The 25635-nt window shown below is 70.6% G+C and carries 22 protein-coding genes and 1 pseudogene; 3 read left to right on the plus strand and 20 right to left on the minus strand.

The features are described 5' to 3' along the window. Positions 1-9 precede the first annotated feature (9 nt). On the minus strand, positions 10-1365 hold the full coding sequence (locus tag VHA73_08660) for an NAD(P)/FAD-dependent oxidoreductase (GenBank protein HVX18092.1): 1356 nt from the start codon (positions 1363-1365) through the stop codon (positions 10-12). A 106-nt stretch (positions 1366-1471) separates the two neighbouring features. Between VHA73_08660 and trpS the strand changes: the two genes are divergently transcribed. Both trpS and VHA73_08670 read left to right on the plus strand, forming a co-directional pair. Beyond that, the gene (gene trpS, locus VHA73_08665) at positions 1472-2452 is read left to right on the plus strand and encodes a tryptophan--tRNA ligase (protein ID HVX18093.1); all 981 of its coding nucleotides are present in this window, start codon (positions 1472-1474) and stop codon (positions 2450-2452) included. 7 nt (positions 2453-2459) lie between these two features. Then, positions 2460-2687 (plus strand): hypothetical protein, encoded by a 228-nt coding sequence (locus tag VHA73_08670; protein HVX18094.1) that lies wholly within the window; start codon positions 2460-2462, stop codon positions 2685-2687. Positions 2688-2732: 45 nt separating this feature from the next. On the opposite strand, the gene VHA73_08675 is transcribed toward VHA73_08670, so the two are convergent. From VHA73_08675 to VHA73_08755, 17 genes and pseudogenes are all read right to left on the minus strand, one after another. Then, entirely contained in the window at positions 2733-3884 is a 1152-nt protein-coding gene (locus tag VHA73_08675) for a phosphotransferase family protein (protein HVX18095.1), read from the minus strand. A 107-nt stretch (positions 3885-3991) separates the two neighbouring features. Further along, positions 3992-4513, minus strand: a complete 522-nt coding sequence (locus tag VHA73_08680) for a hypothetical protein (GenBank protein ID HVX18096.1) — start codon at positions 4511-4513, stop codon at positions 3992-3994. A 25-nt stretch (positions 4514-4538) separates the two neighbouring features. Continuing rightward, a complete protein-coding gene (locus tag VHA73_08685; protein ID HVX18097.1) occupies positions 4539-4880 on the minus strand; it encodes a TraR/DksA C4-type zinc finger protein in 342 nt (113 codons plus the stop codon). 51 nt (positions 4881-4931) lie between these two features. After that, positions 4932-5825, minus strand: a pseudogene (xerD, locus tag VHA73_08690) (site-specific tyrosine recombinase XerD). Between the two features lie 57 nt (positions 5826-5882). After that, positions 5883-6464, minus strand: coding sequence for an NUDIX hydrolase (locus tag VHA73_08695; protein ID HVX18098.1), 582 nt, complete (start codon positions 6462-6464; stop codon positions 5883-5885). Between the two features lie 2 nt (positions 6465-6466). After that, the gene (locus VHA73_08700) at positions 6467-8245 is read right to left on the minus strand and encodes a CTP synthase (protein HVX18099.1); all 1779 of its coding nucleotides are present in this window, start codon (positions 8243-8245) and stop codon (positions 6467-6469) included. 51 nt (positions 8246-8296) lie between these two features. Further along, positions 8297-9142, minus strand: coding sequence for a hypothetical protein (locus VHA73_08705; GenBank protein ID HVX18100.1), 846 nt, complete (start codon positions 9140-9142; stop codon positions 8297-8299). Then, complete coding sequence (locus tag VHA73_08710; GenBank protein ID HVX18101.1) at positions 9139-12051, minus strand: glycosyltransferase; 2913 nt, start codon at positions 12049-12051, stop codon at positions 9139-9141. The genes VHA73_08705 and VHA73_08710 overlap by 4 nt, the downstream gene beginning before the upstream one ends. Next, a complete protein-coding gene (locus VHA73_08715) occupies positions 12048-14312 on the minus strand; it encodes a hypothetical protein (GenBank protein ID HVX18102.1) in 2265 nt (754 codons plus the stop codon). The genes VHA73_08710 and VHA73_08715 overlap by 4 nt, the downstream gene beginning before the upstream one ends. Continuing rightward, complete coding sequence (locus tag VHA73_08720) at positions 14309-16000, minus strand: lipid II flippase MurJ (GenBank protein HVX18103.1); 1692 nt, start codon at positions 15998-16000, stop codon at positions 14309-14311. Before VHA73_08720 ends, VHA73_08715 begins: the two co-directional genes overlap by 4 nt. 6 nt (positions 16001-16006) lie before the next feature. Then, on the minus strand, positions 16007-17098 hold the full coding sequence (locus tag VHA73_08725) for a copper transporter (GenBank protein ID HVX18104.1): 1092 nt from the start codon (positions 17096-17098) through the stop codon (positions 16007-16009). A 16-nt stretch (positions 17099-17114) separates the two neighbouring features. Then, positions 17115-18266: a putative cytokinetic ring protein SteA gene (gene steA / locus VHA73_08730; protein HVX18105.1), complete on the minus strand. Its 1152-nt coding sequence runs from the start codon at positions 18264-18266 to the stop codon at positions 17115-17117. Further along, entirely contained in the window at positions 18266-19903 is a 1638-nt protein-coding gene (gene recN, locus VHA73_08735) for a DNA repair protein RecN (GenBank protein ID HVX18106.1), read from the minus strand. The genes steA and recN overlap by 1 nt, the downstream gene beginning before the upstream one ends. Before the next feature lie 10 nt (positions 19904-19913). Further along, complete coding sequence (locus VHA73_08740; GenBank protein HVX18107.1) at positions 19914-20780, minus strand: NAD(+)/NADH kinase; 867 nt, start codon at positions 20778-20780, stop codon at positions 19914-19916. Continuing rightward, positions 20773-21615, minus strand: coding sequence for a TlyA family RNA methyltransferase (locus tag VHA73_08745; GenBank protein HVX18108.1), 843 nt, complete (start codon positions 21613-21615; stop codon positions 20773-20775). Before VHA73_08745 ends, VHA73_08740 begins: the two co-directional genes overlap by 8 nt. 58 nt (positions 21616-21673) lie before the next feature. Beyond that, positions 21674-22054: a hypothetical protein gene (locus VHA73_08750; protein ID HVX18109.1), complete on the minus strand. Its 381-nt coding sequence runs from the start codon at positions 22052-22054 to the stop codon at positions 21674-21676. Positions 22055-22189: 135 nt separating this feature from the next. After that, a complete protein-coding gene (locus VHA73_08755) occupies positions 22190-22975 on the minus strand; it encodes an HAD-IIA family hydrolase (GenBank protein ID HVX18110.1) in 786 nt (261 codons plus the stop codon). A 61-nt stretch (positions 22976-23036) separates the two neighbouring features. Here VHA73_08755 and VHA73_08760 point away from each other — a divergent pair, with 61 nt between their 5' ends. Beyond that, positions 23037-24233 carry a DUF1015 domain-containing protein gene (locus VHA73_08760; protein HVX18111.1) on the plus strand — a complete coding sequence of 399 codons (1197 nt, stop codon included), beginning with the start codon at positions 23037-23039 and terminating at the stop codon, positions 24231-24233. A 44-nt stretch (positions 24234-24277) separates the two neighbouring features. Here the strand turns inward: VHA73_08760 and VHA73_08765 are convergent, their stop codons facing one another. Together VHA73_08765 and VHA73_08770 are read right to left on the minus strand one after the other, a co-directional pair. Continuing rightward, the gene (locus VHA73_08765) at positions 24278-25291 is read right to left on the minus strand and encodes a 2-oxoacid:ferredoxin oxidoreductase subunit beta (protein HVX18112.1); all 1014 of its coding nucleotides are present in this window, start codon (positions 25289-25291) and stop codon (positions 24278-24280) included. Further along, a partial coding sequence (locus VHA73_08770) for a 2-oxoglutarate ferredoxin oxidoreductase subunit alpha (protein HVX18113.1) occupies positions 25284-25635 on the minus strand: 352 nt, incomplete at its 5' end. The genes VHA73_08770 and VHA73_08765, both read right to left, overlap by 8 nt.

Below are 25635 nucleotides of genomic sequence, written 5' to 3' on the forward strand. Positions count from 1 at the left end.
CGAAAGCAGTCATGCCAGAGGCCCGCCTTCGCCCTCCGGCGGGTGCCCGGCGCTGCGAGCTGCGTCATCGCCCTCGCCCGTGGCGTCGCCGAGGATCAGCCGCGAAGCGGGATTCCACCACACGTAGTTCCACGCCCAGTTGACCAGCACGGACACCCGATTGCGCAGTCCCGTGAGGAACACCAGGTGCAGGCCGAGCCAAGCCAACCATGCGATCCCACCCGACAGACGCAGGCCCGAGGGCAGCTCGACCACCGCGGCCCGGCGGCCGATCGTCGCCATGATCCCCTTGTCGTGGTAGCGGAACGGCCCCGGGCGCGGGCGACCAGCAGCTTCGTTCAGGATCGACGCAGCCACGTACCTGCCACCTTGCAACGCGACTTGGGCCAACCCCGGCAGGTGGCCGACACCGGCGCCGGCCGGGCCTGCGGCGATCTCGGCCACGTCGCCGATCGCCCACACGTGATCGTGGTCCGGCACGCGCAGCCGCTCGTCGACCACCACCCGGCCGCCCCTGCCGCTGGCGAGCCCGAGCAGCGCGGCGACCGGGGCCGCCCGCACGCCCGCCGCCCAGATCACCGTGTCGGCTGCCAGATCTTCACCCGAGTCGAGCGCCAGGCCATCGGCGCGGATCGCCTTCACCCCGACACCGAGCCGGACTTCGACGCCTTTGGCGAGCAGCCGGTCCCGCGCATGGCGTCGCGACGGCTCGCCGAACGCGGCAAGCAGGTCGGCAGCTTCCACCAACACCACCCGGGCCTTCGCCAAGTCCAGTGACGGGTAGTCGGTCGGGAACACCCGCTCGAAGAGCTCCGCCAGGGCGCCGGCCACCTCGACGCCCGTCGGTCCCCCACCGACCACCGCAACGGTCAAGGTGCCCGCACCCAGGCGATCGGGCGACGCCGCGGCACGCTCGAACTGGCGCAGCACGCGGTTGCGGAGGCCCACGGCCCCGCCGAGCGAGTACAGCGGGAGCGCGTGTTCGGCGGCGCCTTCGACGCCGAAGAACTCGGCTGCACCGCCTGCCGCGACGACGAGGTGGTCAAACGGCAGCGATGCCTCGACCGCTCCGCTCGCGGCGCCGAGGTCGCGCACCGACAAGGAACGCGCCGACCAGTCCACGCCGATGACGTCGGCCCACCGGAACCGCACGCGCGGGCGGCGACGGAGGGCGCTGCGCACCGGGTACGCGACGTCCGCAGCGTTCAGCCCGCCGGTCGCGACCTGGTACAGCAACGGCTGGAACGTCGAGTAGTTGTTCCGGTCGACCACGGTCACGTCGAACGACGCTCCGGCCAGGCGGTCCGCGCAGGCCAAGCCGCCGAAGCCGGCGCCGATGATCACGACCTGGGGCCGACCGGTCATGCCGTCAGGCTACGCGCCGACCGCTGCTTGCCCGTGTGGCCCCCGCCACCCGCGCCGCGCAGAACCCGTTCGGGCACCGCCGGCACGCCGCGTACGATCGCCGGACATGACACGGGTGTTCTCGGGCATGCAGCCCACCGGCGACGCGACTCTCGGCAGCCTGCTCGGGGCGTTGCGCCACTGGGTGGCCGACCAGAGCCGCGACGCGGTGTACTGCGTGGTCGACCTCCACGCCCTGACCCGCCCCATCGACCCGGCGGAGCTGCGACGGCGCACGCTCGAGCTCGCCACGCTGATGCTGGCCGTCGGCATCGACCCCGAAGTGGCCACGTTGTTCGTGCAGAGCCATGTCGCCGAGCACACCTCCCTGGCCTGGCTGATGCAGTGCACGGCGTCGATCGGCGAGCTGCGCCGGATGACCCAGTTCAAGGACAAGTCGGCGTCGGCCACCTTCGTCTCGAGTGGCCTGCTCACGTACCCCACGCTGATGGCGGCCGACATCTTGTTGTACGACACCGAGGAAGTGCCGGTCGGCGACGACCAACGTCAGCACGTCGAGCTCACCCGCGATCTCGCCGAGCGGTTCAACAGCCGTTACGGCCCGGTGTTCACGGTCCCGAAGGCCGTCATCCGCACCGCAGGCGCACGCGTAATGGACCTGAGCGACCCGAGCCGCAAGATGTCGAAGTCCGAAGACAGCCCTGCGGGCACGATCCAAGTGCTCGAGGACCCCGCCTCGATCACCAAGAAGATCCGCCGCGCGGTCACCGACACGGACACCGAGGTGCGCTACGACCCGGCGGCAAAGCCTGGCGTGTCGAACTTGTTGTCGATCCTCGCCGCGGTTCGCGGCGGCAAGCCCGACGAGTTGGCTGCGGGCTACGAGCAGTACGGGCCTTTGAAGACCGACGTCGCGGAAGCGGTGGTCGAGTACCTCCGACCGATCCAGGCGCGCTACGCCGAGCTGGCCGCCGATCCCGCGGTGGTGGCCAAGATCCTGGTCGATGGGGCGGACCGCGCACGGGAGACGGCGGCGGTCACGTTGGAGCGAGCAGTCACCGCCGTCGGCCTGCTGCCTCCCGCGTGACCTCGCCGTGAGGGACACCCTCGCCCTGGCGCTCGGCTACGTGGTGGCGGTCGTCATCATCATGCAGTGGCCGCTGGTCGTCCGCCAGCGACGCCGTGCGCTGATGGTGCTGCACACGCTCGCCATGATCGCCGTGATCGCGGCGTGGCTGCACAAGGGCTACCCGCTGCCGGCCGCGGTCAGCGGGCTGTGGGTCGTCGTATCCCTCGCCTGGTACGCCCGCGGACACCGCTGAGCACCGGCTGGCGGCGACCGCGCGACCGCATTGCCATCGCCCTCGTCACCATCCCATCGTCGCCCAGTACGAACCGTCGAGCATTCCCTCGAGGGTCCGGCGGTGCATGATCAGGTCGTCGAGGTCGTCAGGGACCTCGGCCTGGCCGAACAGGATCGACCGCTCGGTGACCCGCCGCATGATCACCCCGTGACGGATCGCGGCGTACGCGACGTACCAGCGCAGATCGTGCAACTCGCGGCCCGACACTTCCTGGTACGTGCGTCGCACCTCGTTCGGTTGGAACATGCCCGGCAGCCCGGGCATCCCGGCATCGACCGTGAGGTCTTGGAAGAACTGGTGCAAGTACGACATCCAGCCGGCGTCGACCTCGGGCGGAGCGATGCCCGCCATCTCCCAGTCGAACACCGCGACGACGTCGGTCCCGACGAACATCATGTTGCCGATCCGGCTGTCGCCCCATGACAACGCGTCGGGTCCGGTCTCCTCGGGAAAGTGGTCCTCGAGCCAGCGGAAGCAGTCGGCCAAGAGCGGCGAGGGGCGCGTCGCCACGACCCACTCGTGATAACCCCGCCAATGGGCCAGATGCCGCTCGAGCGCGGATGCGCCGGGCTCGTCGTACGCGAGGAACCCGAGATCGTGCTGGTGGGGCCGAAGTGTGTGGATCTCGGCCAAGGTGGCGATCGCGGAGCGCTGGAGGGCCGCCCGGTCGCCGTCGCTGCCGTCGGCCACGAAGTTGTCGCCGAACGTGTACGGCATCACGTCGCGCGGCACCTCGCCGTCGATGCGGCTCATCACGAAGAAGGGCACACCGAGCACCGATCGGTCGCCCTCGAACCACATCACTTCGGGCACGGGCACGGCGGTCGCTCGCCCGACCAGGTCCATGACGCGGTACTGGAGATCGAGGTCGTACGACGGAAACACCGGGTGAGCTGAATCCGGAGGCTCGATACGGGCGACGCAGCGCCGCGACTCGGGCTTGCCCTCGCGGCGCCACGACGCCGTGAACAGCAGCGTCTCCGATGACATGCCGTTGCCCTCGGGGACGACCACGTCGCCAAGCTCCGGGTCGCTGCCCTCGGGGAGCTTGCCGGCCAGCCAGCGCTGCAGCGCGGCGGCCGTCTCCCCCACGTCGCGCGTCGACGTGGTCGGTCGCTCCATCTCCCGGGCCTCGCCCTCGGCTTCGTTGCTCACTGCGCACACCCCACTCGACCCGTCGCTTGCAGCTCCCAGGGTGTAGCAGACGTGCCAGAAAAACGGCCTGGCGGTGTCGGGGGTCGCATGTCGCGTCGGGCCGGGCCTCAGTCGTCGTCGGCCGCCGCCAGCGCGGCCGCGACCTCCGCCGGCACGACGCCGCTGCGGTCCTGTCCCTGGTGCTCTGCGGCCCAGGCGACCGTCAGCGGGTCGGACCCTGCCGCCCGGAGCAGCACGGCGCCGAGCTCGGGGTGCGCCACATAGCGTCCCACCCGACCCCGCCAGCCGGATGCGGACCGCCACGACCCCGCCCGCCGGGGACCGGCCAGCGCCGCGTGCACCGTGGCCACGGCCCGTCCGAACGTACCGAGCGCCGCCTCCGTCTTGCCGACATCGTGCAACAGCGCAGCCGCGAGCACCGGGCGGGTCGCCGCCGCACCGAGCGCGCGCGCCACCCGCTGCGAGACACCCACGGCATGGCTGCGGTCGGCGGCCGGCATGGAAGCCCACAGCTGCTGCTCGCCTGGCAAGAGGTGACGTCGCGCCCACGCGTCATCTGCGGGCGGTGGATCGGTCGCCATCAGCGAGCCGACGAACCGTTTCGCCAAGTGGAACAGTTGCGGCGCCAACGGCTCCCCGACTCCGGTCGGTCTCTCAGGCGTGGTTGATGCAAGTGGTCGCGGCCGGCATCGCCTCGAGGCGGGCCGGGGCAATGGGCTCGCCGCACACCTCGCAACGTCCGTACGACCCGTCGGCGAGGCGGGCGAGCGCCTTGTCGACGGCGTCGAGCTGTTCACGCAGCTGCCCGGCCAACGCCTGGTTCTCGCCCTGCTCGGCCGCAACCTGGCCAGAGTCGGCGAAGTTGTCGTCGTACGCGAGCGGGCCCTCGCTGCCCGCCACCTCGGTCCGGCTCAACTCGTCGAGACGCGACTGCAAGTCGTCGCGCTCGTCTTCGAGCTGGCGGCGGATCTCGTCGGCGTCGCTGGACACGGTCATCTGCTCAGGGTAGTCGGGAACGCGGCCGCACCGGCCCCGATTCTCGCCCGGTCAGCGGCCCCCGTGAGCGCGGGGGTGCGCGGCCCGGTACACCGACCAGAGCCGCTCGGTGGACACTTTCGTGTACACCTGGGTGGTCGATACCGAGGCATGCCCCAGCAGCTCTTGCACCGTTCGGATGTCTGCGCCGTGGTCGAGCAGGTGGGTCGCGCACGAGTGGCGCAGCACGTGGGGCGTGAGCCGTCCCGTCACGCCGGCCTTGGCGCCGTACTTGCGCACGATCCCCCAGGCGCCTTGGCGCGACAAGCGGCCGCCGCGGGCGTTGAGGAACATCGCCTCCGCATCGCTGCGCCGCGCCCACCGACGCGGCTCGAGGAGGGCCCGGCCGCCGGGTGACAACCACGCGTCGAGTGCGTCGTGGGCCATTCGGCCGATGGGCACCACTCGTTCTTTGGCTCCCTTCCCGAACGCGCGCAGCACCCCGTCGTCGAGGTTCACGTCGCCGAGCGACAGCCCCACGAGCTCCGAGATGCGCAGCCCCGTGCCGTACAGCACTTCGAGGATCGCCCGGTCGCGGCGCTCGATCGGGCCCTCGCCCGCCACCGCGTCGATCAACGAGGTGATCTCCTCCTCGCTGAGCGCCTTCGGGAGGCCCTGCGGGACCCGGGGCACCTCGACGTCGGCGGCCGGATCCGCCGGTGCTGCTCCTTCGATGGCGAGGAACCGGTGCAGTGAGCGGACCGCCACCAAGGAGCGCTTCACCGACGAGGGCGCGCGGCCATGCGCCTTCTGGAAGCCGACGTACCCGGTCACATCGGCTTCGGTGACCTCGGCCAAGGCCCGCTGCTGGCGTGCGAGCCACGTCCAGTAGGCCACCAGATCGCGCCGGTACGCGGCCAAGGTGTTGGCGGACCGGCCCCGCTCGACGCGCAGCCAGGTCAGGTACTCCTCGACTTCGAGCGGCAGCGCAACCCGGGGGCGACCAGGTCCAGGCATCGGTGGTCACGACCCCCCACCCGCGTGCCCACCGTCGCCACGGTGGACGTCCGCGACCACGGTGCGGGCCGCGAGGAGGCCGATGATCGACTTGGCGTCACAGATGCGACCGTCGGCGATCATGGCCGGCACCTCGTCGAGGACCACCCGCTCGATCGTCATGTGCTCCTCTTCGATCCCCTGCGCCTCGCTGGGGACCTCCTCGAGCTCGGTCGCGAGGAAGACGTGGGAGTACTCGTCGGAAAAGCCCGGCGAGTTGTAGAACTCGGCCAGCTTCACCAGCCGACCCGCGCGCAGGCCCACTTCCTCGGCCAATTCGCGCTGCGCCGTGATTTGCGCCGGCTCGCCCGCCACGTCGCGCTTGCCAGCCGGGATCTCCAGCAGGTCGCCGTCGATGGCAACGCGGTATTGGCGGACCATCGTGACGGTGCCGTCTTGGTGGAGCGGAACGACCGACACGGCGCCAGGGTGGCGCACGACGTCTCGATCGAACCGCTCGCCAGCCGGACCTTCGACGCCCACTTGCACGAGCGAGATCACGTGCCCCCGGTGCAGTTCGGTCTCCTCGGACCAGCGGAAGCCGGCCATGGTCAGGCGACCGACGCGTCGATTGCGCCGTCGCCCGCGCGGCTCGCCGCCGCGCCAGGGTCGGCTGCCCCGGTTGTGGGCGAGCCGGCCGTTGCGGAAGCCGCGGGGGCTGCACCTGCCCCCTCGGACTCGGCGCTCTCCGACCGGGCGTGGTCCCCCATCTCGAAGAGGTGCGGGTGGCGGCCCTCGGCCCTGCGCAAGGCGGCCGCGACCAGCTCGCGAAACAGCGGGGCCGGACGCAACGGGCGGCTCTTCAGCTCCGGGTGTGCCTGCGTGGCCACCCAATACGGGTGGCCGGTGAGCTCGATGAACTCCACGAGACGGCCGTCGGGTGACATGCCCGAGCAGCGCAGCCCTGCGGCCTCGAACGCATCGCGGTACGAGAGGTTGACCTCCCAGCGGTGGCGGTGCCGCTCGTGGACGACCTCGCTGCCGTACACACCAGCCACGATCGAACCGGGCGTGAGGTGGGCCTCATAGGACCCGAGCCGCATCGTGCCGCCCTTGTCGGTGACCGCGCGCTGCGATTCCATCAGGTCGATGACGGGATGCGGCGTCTGGGGATCCATCTCCGTGGAATGGGCACCGGCGAGACCGAGCACGTTGCGGGCGAAATCGACTGTCATGGCGTGCAACCCGAGGCACAGCCCGAGGCACGGGATGTCGTGCTCGCGGGCGTAGCCCGCCGCGAGGATCTTGCCCTCGACCCCGCGCTCGCCGAACCCGCCGGGAATGATCATCCCGTCGAGCTCGCGGAGCTGCCCGCTCGGGATCAAGTCGGGCACGTCCTCGGCCTGGATCCACTCGAGCTCGATCTTGGCCCCGAGCGCGAACCCGCCGTGCTTGGTGGCCTCGACCACGGACAGGTACGCGTCGATCAGGCTGACGTACTTGCCGATGATGCCGATGCGAACGGGCTTGTCCGCCGCTTCCACCCGCTGGATGAGCGCTTGCCACTCGGTGGTGTCGATCGGGTCGGTCTCGAGCCGGAGCAGGTCGCAGACGGTGTCGTCGAGCCCCTCGTCGTGCATGGCGAGCGGCACGGCGTAGAGGTTGGGCGCGTCGGCCGCGTTGACGACGCCGTCGACGGGCACGTCGCACAAGTTCGAGATCTTCGCCTTGAGGTCGGCGGAGATCGGAGCCTCGCTGCGGCACACGATCACGTCGGGCTGCACGCCGCGGCTGCGCAGCTCGGTGACCGAGTGCTGCGTGGGCTTGGTCTTCTGCTCGCCCGAGGGACCGATGAACGGCACGAGCGTGACGTGTACGTAGCAGACGTTGTCACGCCCGACATCCAGACGGAACTGCCGGATGGCCTCGAGAAACGGCAGGATCTCGATGTCGCCGACCGTGCCGCCGACTTCGGTGATCACGACATCTGCGTCGCCTTTGGCCAACGCGTTGATCCGCCGCTTGATCTCGTCGGTGATGTGCGGGATCACTTGGACGGTCTTGCCCAGGTACTCGCCCCGCCGCTCGGCTGCGAGAACGGCCGAGTAGATCGAGCCGGTCGTGGCGTTGGAGTCGCGGGTGAGGTTCTCGTCGATGAACCGCTCGTAATGCCCGAGATCGAGATCGGTCTCGCCACCGTCGTCGGTCACGAACACTTCCCCGTGTTCGAACGGGTTCATGGTGCCCGGGTCGACGTTGATGTACGGGTCGAGCTTCTGCATCGTGACCCGCAGGCCCCTGGCCTTCAGCAAAAGGCCCAACGACGAGGCCGTGATGCCCTTCCCCAGCGAACTCGCGACGCCACCTGTCACAAAGATGTGTTTCGCCACGGGACACCAGCATACCGCGTGCCCTCCCGAAGCCCGGGGATGCGCGCGGGGTCAGGAACGGCGCCGGCCGAGCCGGTCGAGCGCGCGCAGCGGTGCCACCCGGTCGATGACCCGAGAGAACGACACCCGCTCGCTGGCCGCATTGAGCAGCGCCAGCACGATCGCGGCGATCACCCAGGCCACGAAACCGGTGGTGAGCACGAACCCGAGGCCGAGCGCGGCACCGATCACGTTGGAGCCCGCGTCGCCCAACATGAGCTGCTCACCGAGGTCGAAGCCGAGCAGGCCGACCGCGGCGCCGACGATCACGGCGACGCCGCTGAGCGCGTGGCGGTCGGTGACGCTGGCCAGCGCGAGCAGTGGGATCGCGGCGACCAACCCGACTTTGATGGTGCGCCCCGGCGCCCGGTCGAACAAGTTGCCGAGATTCGCGGCCAGCGCGATAACTGCCGCACCCACCAGCACTCGTCCGAGCCCGGGTTGGCCGGCCGAGGCCGCTGCGACCACCGCAACCAGGCCGCCACCGAGCAGCTTGATGCCACCCGTCGTCAGGCGGCCCTTCGCGAGCGCGCGGAGGTGTCCGGCGAAACCACGGTCGTCGCCGTGCGCGCCGAGGTCGTCGATCAAGCCGAGCAGCGCAAACGCGACCACCACCAGCAAGGTCATGAGCCGCGCGGGCCGGTCGACGGAAGGATGGCGCTGCAGCGTGTCGGCGAGGCTCAACAGCGCTTCCGCCGCGATCGCGGCGACCGCGAGCAACACGCCCGCACCCACGGGTACGTCGACATCGCGGTAGTTGCGGCGCAAGAAGGTCGGCTGCCGGAAGTTGGGGGCCGCGGCCTTCCAGGCCGCGATCGCTCCGGCCAGCCCGAGGAGTGCGGCGAGCAGCAATCTCATGGCGACACCGCGGTCGCCGCATGCCCGGCGGACGGCTCACGCAACTCCGGCGCCACCGGTCCACCAGCGAGGAACAACAAGGCCACGTACGGGCCCGTGTAGACCAACACGAGCGCCGCGACCACTGGGCCGGAGTCGTTGACCACCCACCCCAGCAACGCCAGGAGAAGCAGACCGACGAGGCCGATCCGTTCTGGTGAGCCTTTCGGCACCACTCGGAGCCAGCCGCGCCCGACCACCAGCACCGCGAGCAGGAACACCACGATCAGTGGGATCAGCCAGCTCCACGTCGAGCCCGTGAGCACACGGATGTTCGTGGACCACTTCCGGCTGATGGTGCTCCACGCCGATGAGCCCTCACCCCCGAGGAAGAAGCGGCCCAAGTGCGTGCGTTGGTCCGGAGCCCGCAGCGCCTCGAACCCGACCGCAACGCCGAGCACGAGTGCGGCGGCCCCGGCCACCAATGCCACGACCCGAACACTCAGCTGGCGACCGCCGAGCAGGTACAACACGATTGCGAGCACGGGCACCAGGCTCAAGATCCCGCCGACGTCGGACCCGAGCCACGGCGCGCCGTCGGCCACGACAGCCGCCAGCGCAACCGCTGCAGCGAGCCACCAGGCGTCGCGGGGACGGTCACTCCTCGCCACCAGCGCGACGCAGGCAATGACCGCGCCGGCGGCCAGCACGGCGAACGCGCTGTTGCCCATGCCGACGAAGCGCGCCGCGGCAGTTGGCGTGTAGCCCAGCAGGCTCGAGACCTGCAACGGGCCGCCGAGCGCCATGTCGAGGCACAACACGCCGACGCCAAGGGTGCTCACCACCAACAGCGGGTCGAGGGGGAAGCTGCGCCAGCGCATCGCCAGCCAGGCGAGCCCCGCCGCCAACAGCCACACGAGCAGGTGGGTGCCACCGCCGAGCTCGTACAGCGCCGGGATCGCGCGCAGCATGAACGTGGCGATCGGCCACGCCGCGACCGTCAACAGCGAGCCGCGGAACAGGCGCTGCACCACTTCGGGCGTGTCGCGGCGGAACAGCACCACCAACGCCACGAGGTACAGCGCGATCTGCACGCCGACGAAGGTGTCGAGCGCGGTCGTGTACACCGAGTCGCGGTGCTGCACGAGGTCGTCTTGCGCCTGCATCGACGCGCGGTCGGGCTTGCCGTGCGCGTAGCGCAGCGCCTGGCCGATCATGGGCTTCGGGATCTCGACCCCGAGGGCATCGAGGATCGTCGGCGCCAGGTCGGTGAGCGTGACCAGATCGCTGCGGCGGGTGGAGGGCGACTCGAAGCGCCCCGGCACCGTTCCTGCGCCGCTGGCCACGAGCGGTGCGAGCGACGCGCCGCCGGAGGGCCCGCTGACGCCGACCACCAACAACATGGTGTGGGCGGGCAGCCTCGCGGCCACTTGCCCGAGGATCCGGTCGGTCCGCGTGAGCGCCGCGTCGCGGGCCGAGGCAGCGTCGGACTTGGTCGCCGAGGACTGGTACGCGTTCGCCCGTTCGGTCTCGCCAGGGTCGACGATCACCACGTCCGAAGTCCGCACCGCCTGCCTGACCGCTGCCTCGAAGCGGGCAGGCGAGACCGACACCCCGAAAGGATCGGCGGGCGCCGCCTGCAACAAGTCGTGCCCGACGGCGCCGAAGTCCACCGAGCCGCTCGACGTGGTCAGCGCAAGAGCAGCGGGTGCCGCGCGCGCCACGGTCCCGTCCTCATTGACGGTGTCGGAGTTGGCCACGACCGCGGTCGTCAGGTGGGCACGGTGGAGGGCGTTGCCGAGGGCACCGGGCTTCGAGTTCAAGTGCGAGCCCGCGTAGCGGAGCACGGACGGCATGGTCGGCACCAACACCGCCCCGCGCGGCGCCGCACCGGTGCGCCTCGCCACCACCGCCGAGGCCGGATCACCTTCGACGATCTCGCTGCGTCCGTATGCGGAACCGCTCGCCGACTTCGCGGCCACCCGATCGCCGGCTCCGATCGTGGCGTAGCCAGCCGCGCTGGTGCTGTTGCCGCCGGTGCGGGTGGTGACCATGCCGAACGTCCCCCGCTCCGAGAGCCGGTACAAGTTCGGCATGACCTCGGGTGTGACGTCGTCCAACCCAACATGCGGGATGCCGAAGACGATGACCTTCGACGCACCGCCGGCAGGTGGCACGCTCGAAGGGATCGCCGCGCTGCCGGTGACATAGCTCCCGAAAAGGCCGACGAGGACGATGCCGGCCAGACCGATGCGGCGAGCCCGGCGCGACACGAGTCGCGGCCACAGCGCCCGCGCGATGTCGACTCCCTGCGCACCCCGATGTCGGAAGCCGGCAGCTGACCGCCCCGTGTGGCGGTGCTCCATCGCCACTTCGATCTCACGGACGCGTGCACCCCGACGGACGGCGTCGATCGTCATGGCGACTTCGAGCCCGAATCGACCGGCGCCGTGCAGGTCACGCAGGAGCTCCGCACGGACCGCGCGCTGCCCTGACAACGGCGCGCTCGCCTCGTACCCGCTGCCGCGCCGGATGCCCCACCTGGCGAAGCGGCGGACGTTGCCGAAGCCACCGCGACGGCCTGCCGGTGGCAACACGCCGATGACGAGGTCGGCGTCCCCGGCGAGCACCGGTTCGAGGAGCCGGTCTGCGAGCGACGCGTCGACGCCCACGTCGGCGTCGATGAGCAAGAAGACGTCGGCGTCGGGTGCAGCCGCGACGCCAGCCGCCACCGCGCCCCCCTTGCCGACGTTGCGCGCGAGTCGCAGCACGTGCGCGCCGGCTCCCTGCGCGGCCGCACCGGTGCCGTCCATCGACCCGTCGTCGACCACCAGGACCCGGTCGACGGACCCCAGCGCTCCGAGCGCGCGGACGGTGGCGGCCACTGAGTCTTCGCGGTTCTTGGCCGGCACGATGGCAACCACCGTCATGCGGGCACTTCCCGGTTCGGCGCGAGCTGCGCAGTGACCAGCGCGTCCGGGCGGTCGAGCGCGAGGAGCAACAAGAACGGCCCGGTGTACACGAGGACCAGCGCGGCCACGACGATGCCCGAGTCGTTCGACAACCAGCCGAACACCGCGAGGGCGATCGCGGCCACGATGCCCGCGCGACGGGGCGACCCTTCTGGCAGCAGCGGTCTCCAGCCTTTGGCCACCACCAGCACGTAGAAGGCAAAGGCGGCCATCGCCGGGATGACCCAAGCCCAGGCGTTGAAGCTGCCCGCGACGTTCATCCGCCATTTCTCCTGGAGGGTCGCCACCACCATCTGACCGTTGCCGTGCCCGGCGCCGAGGAAGAACCGCCCGATGTGGGTTCGTTGGTCAGCTGGCCGCAGTGCCTCCACCCCCACCACCAGGCCCAGGGCCAGCGCGGCGGTGCCGACGGCAACCCCCACCGTGCGGCGCCGGAGTTGCCGTCCCGACAGGACCCACAGCAACAGCGACAGGACGGGGATCAGCGTCAGAATCCCGCCCACATCGGTGCCGAGCCACGAGGCGCCGTCCGCGACCACGACCAGCACGCAGACGAGCGCGGCCGACATCCATGCTTCGGCGCGCCGACTGGCTGCCCGATCGAGCAGGGCTGCACAACCCACCACGGTGGCCCCGCCGAGCAGCGCGTAGCCCGCGTTGCCGAGCCCCGTGTACCGGGTGGCGGTGTTCGGCGCGTAACCGAAGAAGCTGCCCAGTTGGAGGTGCGAACCGGTGGCGAGGTCGAGCAGGAACGTGGCGATCGTGGCGCCGCAGATCGCCAGCAGCGGATCGAGCGGATGGCGCCGCAACCGGCTCGCCCCGAAAGCGATCAGACCCGCGAGCGCCCACGCCAACACGGACGACGTGGCACCCCGGGACACTGCGGCCGGCCACACTCGCAACCAGTACGTGGCGAGCGGCCACGCCGCGCAGAGCAGCGCGCCGATCATGAACGCTCGGCCCAGGCGCTCGGAACCACCGAGGAAGAGCAACGCTGCGGCGGCCGCCAGGTAGACCACCGCTTGGACGACCACGAACACCACGGTCATCGGCTCGGCGGTCGCCGTCCGCGTCGCCAACACGTCGGACAGTTGCCGCGCCGCCGTGAACCCGGGTTCCCCGCCGCCGTACCGCAAGGCGCTTCCCACCATTGCTTCCGGCTGTTTGGCGCCGAGCGCCGCCAGCACTGTTGGAGCGATGTCGGTGAGCGTGACGAGGCCTCGCTGGTGGGTCGAGGGTGACACGAGCTGACCTCGTTCCACGCCCGCTCCGTGGGCCACGATCGGGGCGAGGGGCCAGCCCGACTTGGGCGGTGTGATGCCGACCACCAACAAGAGGGTCGTGGCGGGCAGGTGGCGCGCCACGTCGCCGAGCAGCGCGTCGGTGCGCGCGAGCGCAGCCTTGCGACTGGCGCTGGCCTCGCGGGGAGTCTGCGAGAGCAAGTAGGCGTTGGCTCGGAGCGTCTCGCCGGGATCAGCGACCACGACATCGGCCTGGGCGAGGGTCCGTCGCACCGCGGCCGTGAACGCGGCGGCATCGGTGGTGAGCCCGTACGGCGCGGCGCGGTCGGCGTGGACGGTGTCACGCGAGACGTCACCGGCGTCCACCCGCCCGTCCGGCGTGGCGACCACAGTGGCCACCGGCGCAACCCGCGTGTAGACGTTGTCGAGGGTCCGCGAGTCGGCGTTGCCGACAGCGCCGGTTCGGAGGCCAGCAGCGTGCAGCGCGGCGCCGAGCGCGCCCCCCTCGTCGTCTTGCCCGGCTGCTTTCTCCACCAGGGCGGGCATGCCCGGCACGACGACCGCGGCGCCGTCCAGCGGTGTCGCGGTCCGGCGTGCGAGCGCCTGTCCTGCGGGACCCCCCTCGTAGCTCTCGGCCGCGTCGTATGCCTCGGTGCCCAGCGAGCCGATCCGCACCCGCGTACCGGCCCCGAGCGTCGCGTACGCCTCCGACGCGCTGGGCGCGCGGCTGCCGGTGCGCACGTTCGACGCCGCAGTGGCGCCGCTGGCCGCCAAGCGAGACAAGTTCGGCATCGTGTCAGGTTGCACGTCACCGAGCCCCAGCTGTGGGATCCCGAAGATCAGCACCTTGGAGGGACGGGTGCGAAGCGGTTCGCCGGTGGGGCGTGCGGTGCGGCTCGTGAACACCGACGCGACGATCGCCACCGTGGCCACCACACCGGCACCGACCACCAGCCGCTTCGAGGGTGTGATGCTCACGCCGCGCGCCCCCCGCCCAGCCGTGCCGGCAACCGTCGTCGGAAGACCTCGATCTCCGGCGCCCCGGACACGACCAGGAACCCCACGTACAGCACGGGCCCGAGTGCTGCCACGGCCGCGCCCGCTGCGACCGCATGAAGACGACCCCGCCAACCGATGGATACCGCGACGACGACCGCAGCAGCGGTTGCGATCAGTGCACCTGTGAGGGCCCGACCGACGCTCGCGGCGACGGGCACCGGAACCGCGAGGTCGTGACGGATGAGCAGGAACAAGGCGACGGACCCTGCGGTGACGGCTACCGCGTTGATGACCCCGAACGACACCAACAGCGCGACGCCGTGCCCCAGGGACGTGGCGACGACCATCCCGACGATGGACGCGCTGGTGACACCGGCGTTCACCACCGTCGGCCGGCGCACGTCGCCGAGCGCGTAGCTCGCTCTGGTCAGCAGGTAGTAGCTGCTGTAGCCGGCGAGCCCGACCAGGTAGCCGGCGAGCACCAGCGCAACCAGCCGGGCGCCCGACGCGTCGAGCTGGCCGAGCCGCACCAACGACAGCGCAGCCGGGGCCGCGGCCCCCATCAAGCCGGCGGCGGGAAGCAAGAGGACCAGCATGGTGCGCAGCCCGAGGCTGAGATCGCCCGCGAACTGCGCTCGTTGGTCGGGAGCGGACTGGCGGGACAACCGCGGGAACAGCGCCGTGAAGATCGGGTGCGCAAGCAGCGCGTGTGGCAACAAGAAGAACGTGAACGCCGTCTGGTAGGCGATCACGCCGCCATCCACCCGCCCTGCGAGGATGATCGTGACCCCGATCAGCACCTCGTTCAACCCGATGTGGCCCGCGCCCCACAGACCTTGTCGAGCGAGCGGTCGAAGGTCGACATCGGGCGCATGCCACCGCACGCCGATGCCGAGCCCGCACCGTCGCAGTGCAAACAACGGCACCGCGGTCATCACGAGCGTGCCCGCGAGCGTCCCACCGCCAAGGAGCACTTTCTCCCCGCCGGTGAGCGACAGGCCGCGACTGGGGTCGTGCACGATCGCGAACGCGACCATCGTGGCGATCACCAAGATGTTGTTGAACACCGGCGCGATCGAAGTGGCCACGAAGCGGTGATCGGCTTGCAGCACCGCGCTGGCCACGGACCCCCAGGCGTACAGCAGCAGCTGCGGGAGGATGAACACCAACAAGAACGCGCCGAGGTCGATCTGCTGTGGGCGCGACGGGTCGTTCACGCCGGCGGTGAGCACCCGCATGATCCAGTGCGACCCGGCCATGCCCACGACCACCACCACGCTGAGCGCCGCCAGGCCGCGGCCGACGAGGGCGCTGCCGAGATCGCGCGCCCGGCGGGTGTCATGGTCACCGAGCAGCTGCACGAAGCTGGGCACCAGCACCGCGAACAGCAAGCCGCCGGCGAGAAGCTCGAACAGCACGTTCGACACCTCGTTCGCTCGCTGGTACGCGTCGCCCAAGGTCGCGATCCCGAGCGCGCCGGCGATGGCGATGACGCGCACGAAGCCGGTGACCCGAGAGACGGAGTTCCACAACGTGATCGTGGCGGCCGCCCGACCCATCTCTGCGCGGCGGCTCCTGGCCGCGCCTCGGGCGTCGGGGGTCGTGGTCAGCTCGCTCGGCGCCGGAAGTGCCGACGCGACGGCGTCGGCCGGATCGTCGGGCTCCACGTCCAGTCAGCTGCCCGTTGGCGCCAGGGCGGTCGCGCCGCTGCCGAGGCCGTAGTGGCCGTAGGACCGCTTCTCGACGTCGGCGAGCGCGAGCACGAGCGCCAACTGTCCGGCAAAGAGCTCCAGATCGTTCACCGTCGACAGCCGGCCGTCGAGCGATTTGTCGTCACGGATGGGGCCCAAGAACCAGTCGCGCACCGTGTCCGGTGTCGAGGCCTTGGCGGGGTCCGGGTCTGCGAACGAGCCCACCACCAGCGGTGCCGGGCCCGATCTGGTGATCGCGCGCAGCAGGGGGACGATGAATTGCCCGTCGACCCCCGTCGAGGTGGCGGACCCCGGCGGGGTCTCCGGCTCGCCGAGCACGACGACGCGCACGCCGCGCGTCGCCAGCAATTGGGCGATCTGGAGCCGGCTGTTGGTGGGGTCGACATGGACGAAGCCCGCTTCTTGGAGGTCGGCGAGCAACGACGATTGCGCGGCTGGCGCAGTCGTGGTGGTCGTCGACGACGTGTCGGGCGAGGTGGTGTCGCCAGGTGCCGGCGCCGCAGGCGGCGGCGGGGCCTGTGTCATCGTTCGCAACTCGGCGCCGAGCACGTCAGCCGTTCGGGTCCAGAGCCGGGTCGCGGAAGGTGTGGACGTGCCCGACGACGTGGTCGAACTGCTCTCCACGAGATCGGCGAGCTTCTGGCGGTTGCCGTGATCGCTGCCGATGCCGCCGAGGCGGTCGTCGATCGTGATGGTTGCCTCGAGCCGGACTCCTGCCGCGACCAGCGTCGCCTGCGCCTGACGGAGATAGCTCGAATCGACCGCCGGCGTGGCCACCACCACGACCGGGACATCGGTGAGCCGATCGCCGACCACGAGCGGCACGAGCCGGTCGATGGCCTTGCCGTTCGCGCTGTTGAGGCTGTTCAGCTGGCTCTGGAGCAGCGAGTTCTCCTGCTTCGTCTGGCTGATGCCGTTCTCGGCTTTGGAGATGCGGGTGCGGAGATCGGCGACCGTCGCCTTGGAGATCACGGTCGAGCCCATGGCGATGCCGATGGCGAGCGCCAAGAAGACCGCGACGATGCTCACCACGTGGTAGCGCAAGTTGATCATGCAGACGTTCCGTCCCTCACTTGAACTGGAGCAGGAAGCCTCGGACGAACAAGCGCAACGGCTCGCTCACCAGCACGATCACCAACAGCGCGATGAACGCCGCCACCACGAGCATGGTCAGATCGCGCTTGCGGACCCGATGCTGGTAGAGCCGACTCACCCCTTTGGCGTCGACGAGGATCGGCCCCACCTTCATCCGCACCAGGAACGTGGAGGCCATGCCTGCTCGGCCCTTGTCGAGGAACTCGACCATCGAGTTGTGGGTCCCCACGGCCACGATCAGCTCCGCGCCTTTGTTCTCGGCCAGCAGCATGGCGACGTCTTCGCTGGTGCCGGTGGCCACCAGCAACTGGTAGCGGAGACCGAGATCGTCGAGGCGCTGGGCCCCCGGAGCGGTACCGTCGCGATACGCGTGTACGACCAGCGCGGCGCCACACCGCAGCGCTTCCTCTGACACGGAGTCCATGTCGCCGATCACGACATCGGGCTTGCGACCCATCTCGAGCAACGCGTCGGCACCGCCGTCGACGCCCACCAGCAAGGGCTGCATCTCGGCCAGGTATCCGCTGCGCTGCAACACCCGCAGGTCGTCCTTGTAGTCGTGGCCGCGCACGACCACGAGCACATGGCGGTTCTGGAACTCGACGGGCACATCGGGCAGGTCGAGGTCGTCGACCAGCAGGTGCTTCTCCTTGCGGAGGTACTCGAGCGTGTTGGCAGCGAACTTCTCGAGCTCCCGATTGACGCGCTGGCGCGCGACGTCGAGGCTGACCTCGATCGAATCGGCGTCCTGGCGCTCGCCCGACGCGCAAGTGGCGCCGTCGACCACGAGATCGTTGCCGAGGATCGTGACCTCGGCACCGTCGTCGACCAGCTCCATCACCTTGGATCCCACGCCGTCGAGCAGCGCGATGCCTGCGTTCACGATCAGGAGCGGTCCGAGGTTCGGGTAGCGACCGGTCACCGACGCAGCCGCGTTCACGACGGCGACGACACCGGACTCGACCAGCGTCTCCGCCGCCACACGGTCGATGTCGGCGTGGTCGATCACGGCGATCTCCCCAGGCACCAACCGCTTCACCAGATCCTTGGTTCGACGATCGACCCGCGCCGTGCCGAAGATCGGAAGGTCGACCGCGTCAGGAGCGTCTTCGCGCCGGAACAACATCAACGCCTCTCCTTCCGCGATCCTCGTCGGGCAGACGCAAGGAGTTCCCTTGCGTGTTCGTGCGCAGTCTTGCTCCCCGAAGCACCGGACAACATTCGGGCGATCTCTCCGACCCGACTGTCGTCGTCGAGCGGCCGCGCCTGGGCGGCGGTCTGATCGCCGCGCTGGTCCTTCGTGACCTGCACCTGGTGGTCCGCGCAGGCGGCGACCTGGGGCAGATGGGTCACGACGAGCACCTGGTGGCGACTCCCCACTTCGGCAAGGGCTCGCCCCACCGCACGCGCGGCCTCACCGCCGATGCCGGCGTCGACTTCGTCGAACACGAGGGTGGGCGGCGCCTTGGTGAGGACCAACCGGATCGCCAACATGATGCGTGCCAGCTCACCGCCCGACGCGACTTTGGCGAGAGGGAGAGGCGGCGTACCAGGGTTGGCCGCGACGAGGAACTGCACGTCGTCGCCCGCCCGGCCCTCGACCTCGATCTCGATCTCCACCTTCGGCATCGCCAGCGCGCGCAACTCGGCACGGATCCGCGACGCCAACTCCGGGGCTGCCGCGCGGCGCGCGGCGCGGATCGCGGTCTCCGCAGCTTCCACTTCCGCGGCCGCCTGGCCGCGCGACGCTTCGAGGGCCGCGGCCCGTGCCTCGTGATGCTCCAGCTCGTCGAGGCGACCAGCGATGTCCACGCCGTACGCGATGGTGTCGGCCAGCGTGCCCGTGCGTTCCGGGTGGGCGCTGCCCTCGACGGACGCGGTGCCGTACTTGCGTCGCAGCTCGTGGAGGCGTTGGCGCCGAGCACGAACCTCGGCCAGCCGTTCCGGATCGTCGACGATCGCTTCTGCCGCAGCGCGCAGCTCGCTCGCGAGGTCGGCCAGCTCGGCGACCAGCCCGCGCAGGCGCCCCTCGATCTCGCGGAAGGGCGAGCGGGCGTCGATGGCGCGCAACGCCTCGCTCAAGCGGTCGCTCCCGCCTCCGTCGTCGGCCAGTGACACCAGCGCCTCGGCTGCAGCCGTGCGGTGTGCCACCGCGTCGGCGAGACCGTCCTCGGTGGCCTCGAGCCGGTCGTCCTCGTCGGGACCTTCGATGGCGGCCTCGTGGAGCTCGGCGAGTTGGAATCGCAAGAGGTCGACTTCGCGAGCGCGTGCACCTGCGTCGCCGCCGAAGGTCGCCAGCTCCGCGTCGAGGGTCGCCAGGCGATCGCGCGCGTCGTGCAGCGGCCTCGAGTCGACGCCGGCGAACTCGTCGAGCGTGGCCCGTTGCGCAGCGGCAGCGAGCAGCGACTGGTGCGCGTGCTGGCCGTGCAGGTCGACCAGGCGCGCTCCCCACTCGGCCAGCACCGCGGCGGTGGCCATGCGACCGTTGACGTACGCCCGCGACCGACCCTGGGCCGGGATCTGCCGCGTGAGCACCACCTCGTCGTCGTCGTCGAGCGCGAAGCGACCTTCGACCGTGGCTTCTTCGGCGCCAGGACGGACGAGCACGCTGTCGGCCCGACCACCCACCAACAACGCGATGGCCTCTACCAGCATGGTCTTGCCCGCACCGGTCTCCCCGGTGAGCGCCGTCATCCCCGGACCGACGATCAGGCGCAGCTCGTCGATCACGCCCAAGTCGCGCACCGCCAGCTCCACGAGCATCAGCGGGTCCTCAACGGTCGTTCAGCCCGAACTTGGCCTTCAGGATGCGGTGGAAGTCATGCTCACCGAAGCGGACGAACCGGGCAACACGGTCGGCCGCCTTGCACACCAGTGCATCGCCTTCTTGCAGCTCGCCGAGGTTGCGGCCGTCGATGAACAGGGCCGTGGGCCGGTGGCCCGCCACCTCCAGCCGGATCTCCGTGTCGGGCTCCAACACCATCGACCGGTCGAACAGCATGTGGGCGGACACCGGCGTGAGGAGCGTGGCGCGATGGGTGGGCGCCACGATCGGACCGCGCACTGAGAACGAGTAAGCGGTCGAGCCGGTCGGCGTCGCGAGGATCAGCCCGTCCGCGGCGTACCGCGTGAAGAACTCGCCGTCGAAGTAGACCGCGACCAGCACCGTGTGACCGATGGGCGTCTTTTCGACCACCACCTCGTTCAGCGCGAACTGGGTGACGCCACCGAGGTCGACCGCACCGGAGGGCGCGTCGACGCGCACCGCGAGCAACATCCGTTCCTCGACGCGGTGCTCCCCTGCCATGAACGCCTCGAGCGCATGCTCGAGGTCGGTGGGCTCGACCTCGGTCAAGTAGCCGAGCTGACCGACGTTGACCCCGAGCAGTGGCACACCGGCCTCGCGGAACAGCTCGACAGCGCGCAGGACCGTACCGTCGCCCCCGAGCGTGACGCAGAGATCGAGACCTTCGATCAGGTCGAGGCCCGAGCGCGCCAGATCCGGCCGGTCGACCACCTGCGCGTCGTCGACCGGGAGGCGCACACCATGACCCCGCTTGGTGAGCCAGGTCAGGGCCTCCCGCGCGTAGTCAGCCGCGGCGGGCCGCTCGTGGTGGACGACCAGACCGACCTCAGCCACGGGGTCGCCTCGGGTCGCCGTCGTCGGGGGCCAGCCCGGCCGACCGCAGATCGCCCGGCGTGAGCTGGGCTTGGATCGTGGCACCAGGTTCGGGGAGCTGCAGCCAGAGCAGGAACTCGACGTTGCCGTCGGCACCCCTCAGCGGAGATCTCATGACCCCCATGATGGCGGCTCCGAGCTCGGCAAAGCGGGTTCCGACCCGCTCGAGCACGTCGGCCCACACGTCGGGATCGGTCACCACTCCCCTGCCCTTGCTCACGATCGCCCGTCCAGCCTCGAACTGCGGCTTCACGAGCAGCACAGCTTCACCACCGGGACCGAGAAGCGACCGCAGCGCCGGCGCGACCGTCGTCAGCGAGATGAAGGACAGGTCGGCGACGAGTACGGCGAACGGGGCGCCCAAGGCACCCGGGTCGACGTCGCGCACGTTGGTGCGCTCGTGCACCTCGACGCGGGGGTCGCTCCGCAGGTGCTCGTGCAGCTGGTGGGTGCCGACGTCGAGCGCGACCACGCTGGTTGCGCCGGACTGCAGCAGGCAGTCGGTGAAGCCGCCAGTGGAGGACCCCACGTCGATCGCACGGGTGCCGGTGACGGCGATGCCGAACTGCTCGAGCGCTGCCGCGAGCTTCTCGCCGCCGCGGCTGACATAACGGGGCCCGGGGCCGGCCACCAGGACCGGCTCGCCTGCAGCCACCAGACGGGCAGCTTTGGAGGACGGTGCTCCGCTCACCGTGACGCGGCCGTCGGCGATCATCGCTCGGGCCGCTGCCCGGCTTGGTGCGAGGCCGCGGCGGACGAGCTCCGTGTCGAGCCGACGGCGCGGTTGGGCGCTCACGGCCGCTTCACCCGCACCGACCGGACCGGGCGTCGCCCGCCATGGCGGGAGTCAGGTGTTAGCGCGCCGTCCGCTTCGAGGCCGCCGCCTTCTTGGCCGGCGCCTTCTTCGCGGTGGCCTTCTTGGCCGGCGCCTTGTTGGCCGGGGGCTTGCCCTTCAGCGACGCGATCTGGCGCTCGAGGCGGGCGATGTCGGCCTTGGTGGCCAGGCCGAGGCTCGACACGCTCGACCGCACCTCCTTGCGCACCTGCTCCACGAGCTTCTCGGTGTTCTTCCGGCTCCGGTCCAGCAGCTCTTGGGCGGCCTTCTGGGCCTGACCTGCCTGCAGCTCACCGGTCTTCACGAGGTCCTTCACGATGCCCTCGGCCTTCGCCTGGGTGAGGGCGGTGAACGCCACCCCCGCGTCGAGGTATCGCTTGATGAGGTCGTTCTGGGCCATGCAGTGACGCTACCGGCCACGACCCCGTGCTTGCAAAAGTTTGCACCCGGTCAGGACTCCGCTGCGGTGACCATGCAGACTCCCTGGACGGGTTGCTGGACGGGTGGCGGGTTCGCCGGGCCCGGGTGCGGTGGGTCAGCCGGGGGGCGGCGCGTCGCCGGCGAGGACCCGGGCCGTGAAGTCGGTCAGCGAGGGGTCGATCGTGTCGGGCTCGGGGTCGACCGGCAGGTCGTCCTTGCCGATCACGCCCGACAGCACGAGCGCCCAGCCGTAGCCCAACGTGCGGGCGAACGCACCGTCGGTCTCGGGCCGGTCGCCGACCATCCAGCCGGTCGGGCCGTAGCGCGCCCGGATCAGGCCGGCCATCGGCTCGTGCGGTTTGCCTGCCACCACGGGCGACCGGCCGGCCGCGGTGGAGATCGCGGCGACCGTCGCGCCGTTACCCGGCACGAGACCGCGTGGCGTCGGGTACGTGGCGTCGGTGCCGGTGGCGATGAACCGGGCTCCCTCGCGCACCGCCGTCGACGTTCGGCGGATGTGGTCCCACGTGACGTCTCGGCGGTAGCCGACCACCACCGCGTCGAACGGGCCCTCGGGCTCGGCGACGGCAACCGCGTCGACGACCGAAGCCCCCGCGCGCTCGACTGCCTCCAGCGTGCCGGGCCCACCGAGGACCAGCACCCGCTCACCGGTCGAGAGGAGCGACGCGGCCGCCATCGGCGAGGTCACGAGGTCCTCGCGGGGCTCGATGCCCATCGCGGCGAGCTTGGCGCCCAGCGCCGACGCCGGCGCGTCGCTGAAGTTGGACGCAAACGCCACGGTGTGCCCGGCCGCCCGGAGCGCGGAGACGGCCTGCGCCGCGCCGTCGATGGGCTGGTCGGCGAGCCACACCACGCCGTCGAGGTCGCACACGATCACCACTGGCTCATCGTCGCATGACCACCACGTTGGCCCGCACCATGCGGCCTGCTAGCAATGGCCCGTGCCCCGATTCGAACCGTTCTGCGGCGTCCGTTACGACACCACCCGTGCGCCCGCAGGCGACGTGACTGCGCCGCCGTACGACGTCATCTCGCCCACGGACCGCGCCGCGCTGATCCTCCGTCATCCCGACAACGTGGTGCAGATCGACCTACCCGACGAGGCCGACGGGCCGGGGCGCTACAAGGCCGCAGCCGCGACGTTCCAGGAATGGCTGGCATCTGGCGTCCTGCGCCGCGACGCCGATCCCTCCTTCTACGTGTACCGGATGGACTACTCCGACGACCATCAGCGTCCCGCCCACACCTTGGGTGTGATGGGCGCCCTCGAGCTGTCGCGCCCGGGTGAGGGGCAGATCCTGCCTCACGAGCACACCACGCCGAAGGCCAAGTCCGATCGTCTCGACTTGCTTCGTGCGACCTCGGCGAACCTCTCCCCGGTGTGGGCGTTGTCGCTCACGGAGGGGCTCACCGACGCGTGTCGGATCGAGCGCGACCCCGACCTGCAGTTCACGGACACCGAGGGGGTCACCCACACGCTGTGGAGGGTTGCCGACGAGGCCACCGTCGGCGCGATCCGCGAAGCCGTCGACGCCTCCCCGGTGGTGATCGCCGACGGCCACCACCGCTACGAGACCTCGCTCGCGTACCGCGACGAACGCCGCGAGACCGAGGGCCCTGGCGGGCCCGCCGACGCGTTCCTCTGCTTCGTGGTCGAGCTCGCCGACGACGAGCTCACGGTGCGGCCCATCCATCGACTGCTCGACGGGTTCGCCGATGGGTTTGATCTCGAAGCCGCACTCGAATCGTCGTTCACGCTGGGCGACGTCGTGCCCGTCGACGACGAGATCCTCGACCGGATGGACGCGGCCGGCGCCCTGGCCTTGGTGCGGCCCGACGGCAGCGCCCGCCTGCTCGTGCCAGAGCCCGAGGCGTTCGACGGGGTGGCCGACCTCGACTCCAGCCGCCTCGATGCCGCGCTGGCCGACCTCCCGCCCCACGAGATCCGCTACCAGCACGGTGTCGGCCTGATCGCCGCGGCCGTCGCTGGGTCAGACGCGCAGTACGGGGTGCTGCTGCGCCCGGCCACCGTCGCCCAGATCCAGACCAACGCGCACACGGGTGAGCGCATGCCGCCGAAGACGACGTTCTTCCACCCCAAGCTCCGCACGGGCCTGGTGTTTCGCGAGGTGGTCTGACCTCGTGGTCGCCGACGCCGGCAGCGCCGACTGAGGTCGACCCTTCAGTCGACCGTCCACGTGGGCAGCGAGTGCAGCAGCGCCTCGAGATCGCCGGGGCCCCGCTGTTGCTGGGCCGCCGCCAGCTGTTGGTTCACGGCCGTGCCGTAGTCGACCCGATCGACCGCACGGAACACGCCGATGGGGGTCGGCTCGTACGGCCCGCGTGCGAGGCGCGACAGCATGAACGCCAGCGCCGGATCGGGGCGGGACTCGTCGTGCACGAGGATCTTGTCCTCGCCGACGTCGGCCACGTCGACGATCAGCGCATGACCCTGGCCGTCGAGCATGACCCCCTTCTCACTGTCGGGCCCGAAGCGGACGGGCTCGCCGTGCGTGAGCGGGATGAGCATCGTCTCGCGGTTCGCCTTGCCGGTGATCGTCTCGAACGCCGCATCGTTGAACACGTTGCAGTTCTGGTAGATCTCGACGAACGCCGCGCCCTTGTGGTCGTGCGCCCGCCGGAACATCTCCTGCATGTGCTTGCGGTCCATGTCGTGGGTGCGGGCCACGAAGGTGGCCTCCGCGCTCAGCGCCAGGCTCACCGGGTTGAAGGGGGTCTCGAGCGACCCGAACGGCGTCGACTTGGTGACCTTGCCGGTCTCCGACGTGGGCGAGTACTGCCCCTTCGTGAGGCCGTAGATCTGGTTGTTGAACAGCAGGATCGTCAGGTTGATGTTGCGGCGCAGCGCGTGGATCAGGTGGTTGCCACCGATCGACAGCGCGTCGCCGTCGCCGGTGATGACCCACACGTCGAGGTCGTCGCGGGCCATCGCCAGGCCCGTGGCGATCGCCGGTGCCCGACCGTGGATCGAGTGCATGCCGTAGGTGTTCATGTAGTACGGGAACCGCGACGAGCAGCCGATGCCCGATACGAACACGATCTTCTCGCGCGGCACGCCCAGCTCGGGCATGAAGCCCTGCACGGCGGCCAGGATCGCGTAGTCGCCGCAGCCCGGGCACCAGCGCACTTCCTGGTCGGTCTTGAAGTCCTTCGGCTTCAGCCCCAGATCAGTCATGCGTGATCACTCCCTGCAGCATGTCGGCGAGCTCGGCGGCACGGAACGGCATGCCGCGTACCTGGGTGAAGCTGATCGCGTCGACGAGGAACCGTGCGCGGACCAGCGTCGCGAGCTGGCCGAGGTTCATCTCGGGGATGACGACCTTGTCGTAGCGGCCCAGCACCTCGCCCAGGTTCGACGGGAACGGGTTGAGGTGGCGCAGGTGGGCCTGGGCGACCGGGTAGCCGGCCCGGCGTACCCGGCGGACCGCGGCACCGATCGGCCCGTACGTCGAGCCCCAGCCGAGCGCCAGCACCCGGGCATCGCCGTCGGGATCGTCGACCTCCAACGGTGGGATGGAG

The organism is Acidimicrobiales bacterium (genome assembly GCA_035547835.1).
GTDB lineage: Bacteria > Actinomycetota > Acidimicrobiia > Acidimicrobiales > Iamiaceae > DASZTW01.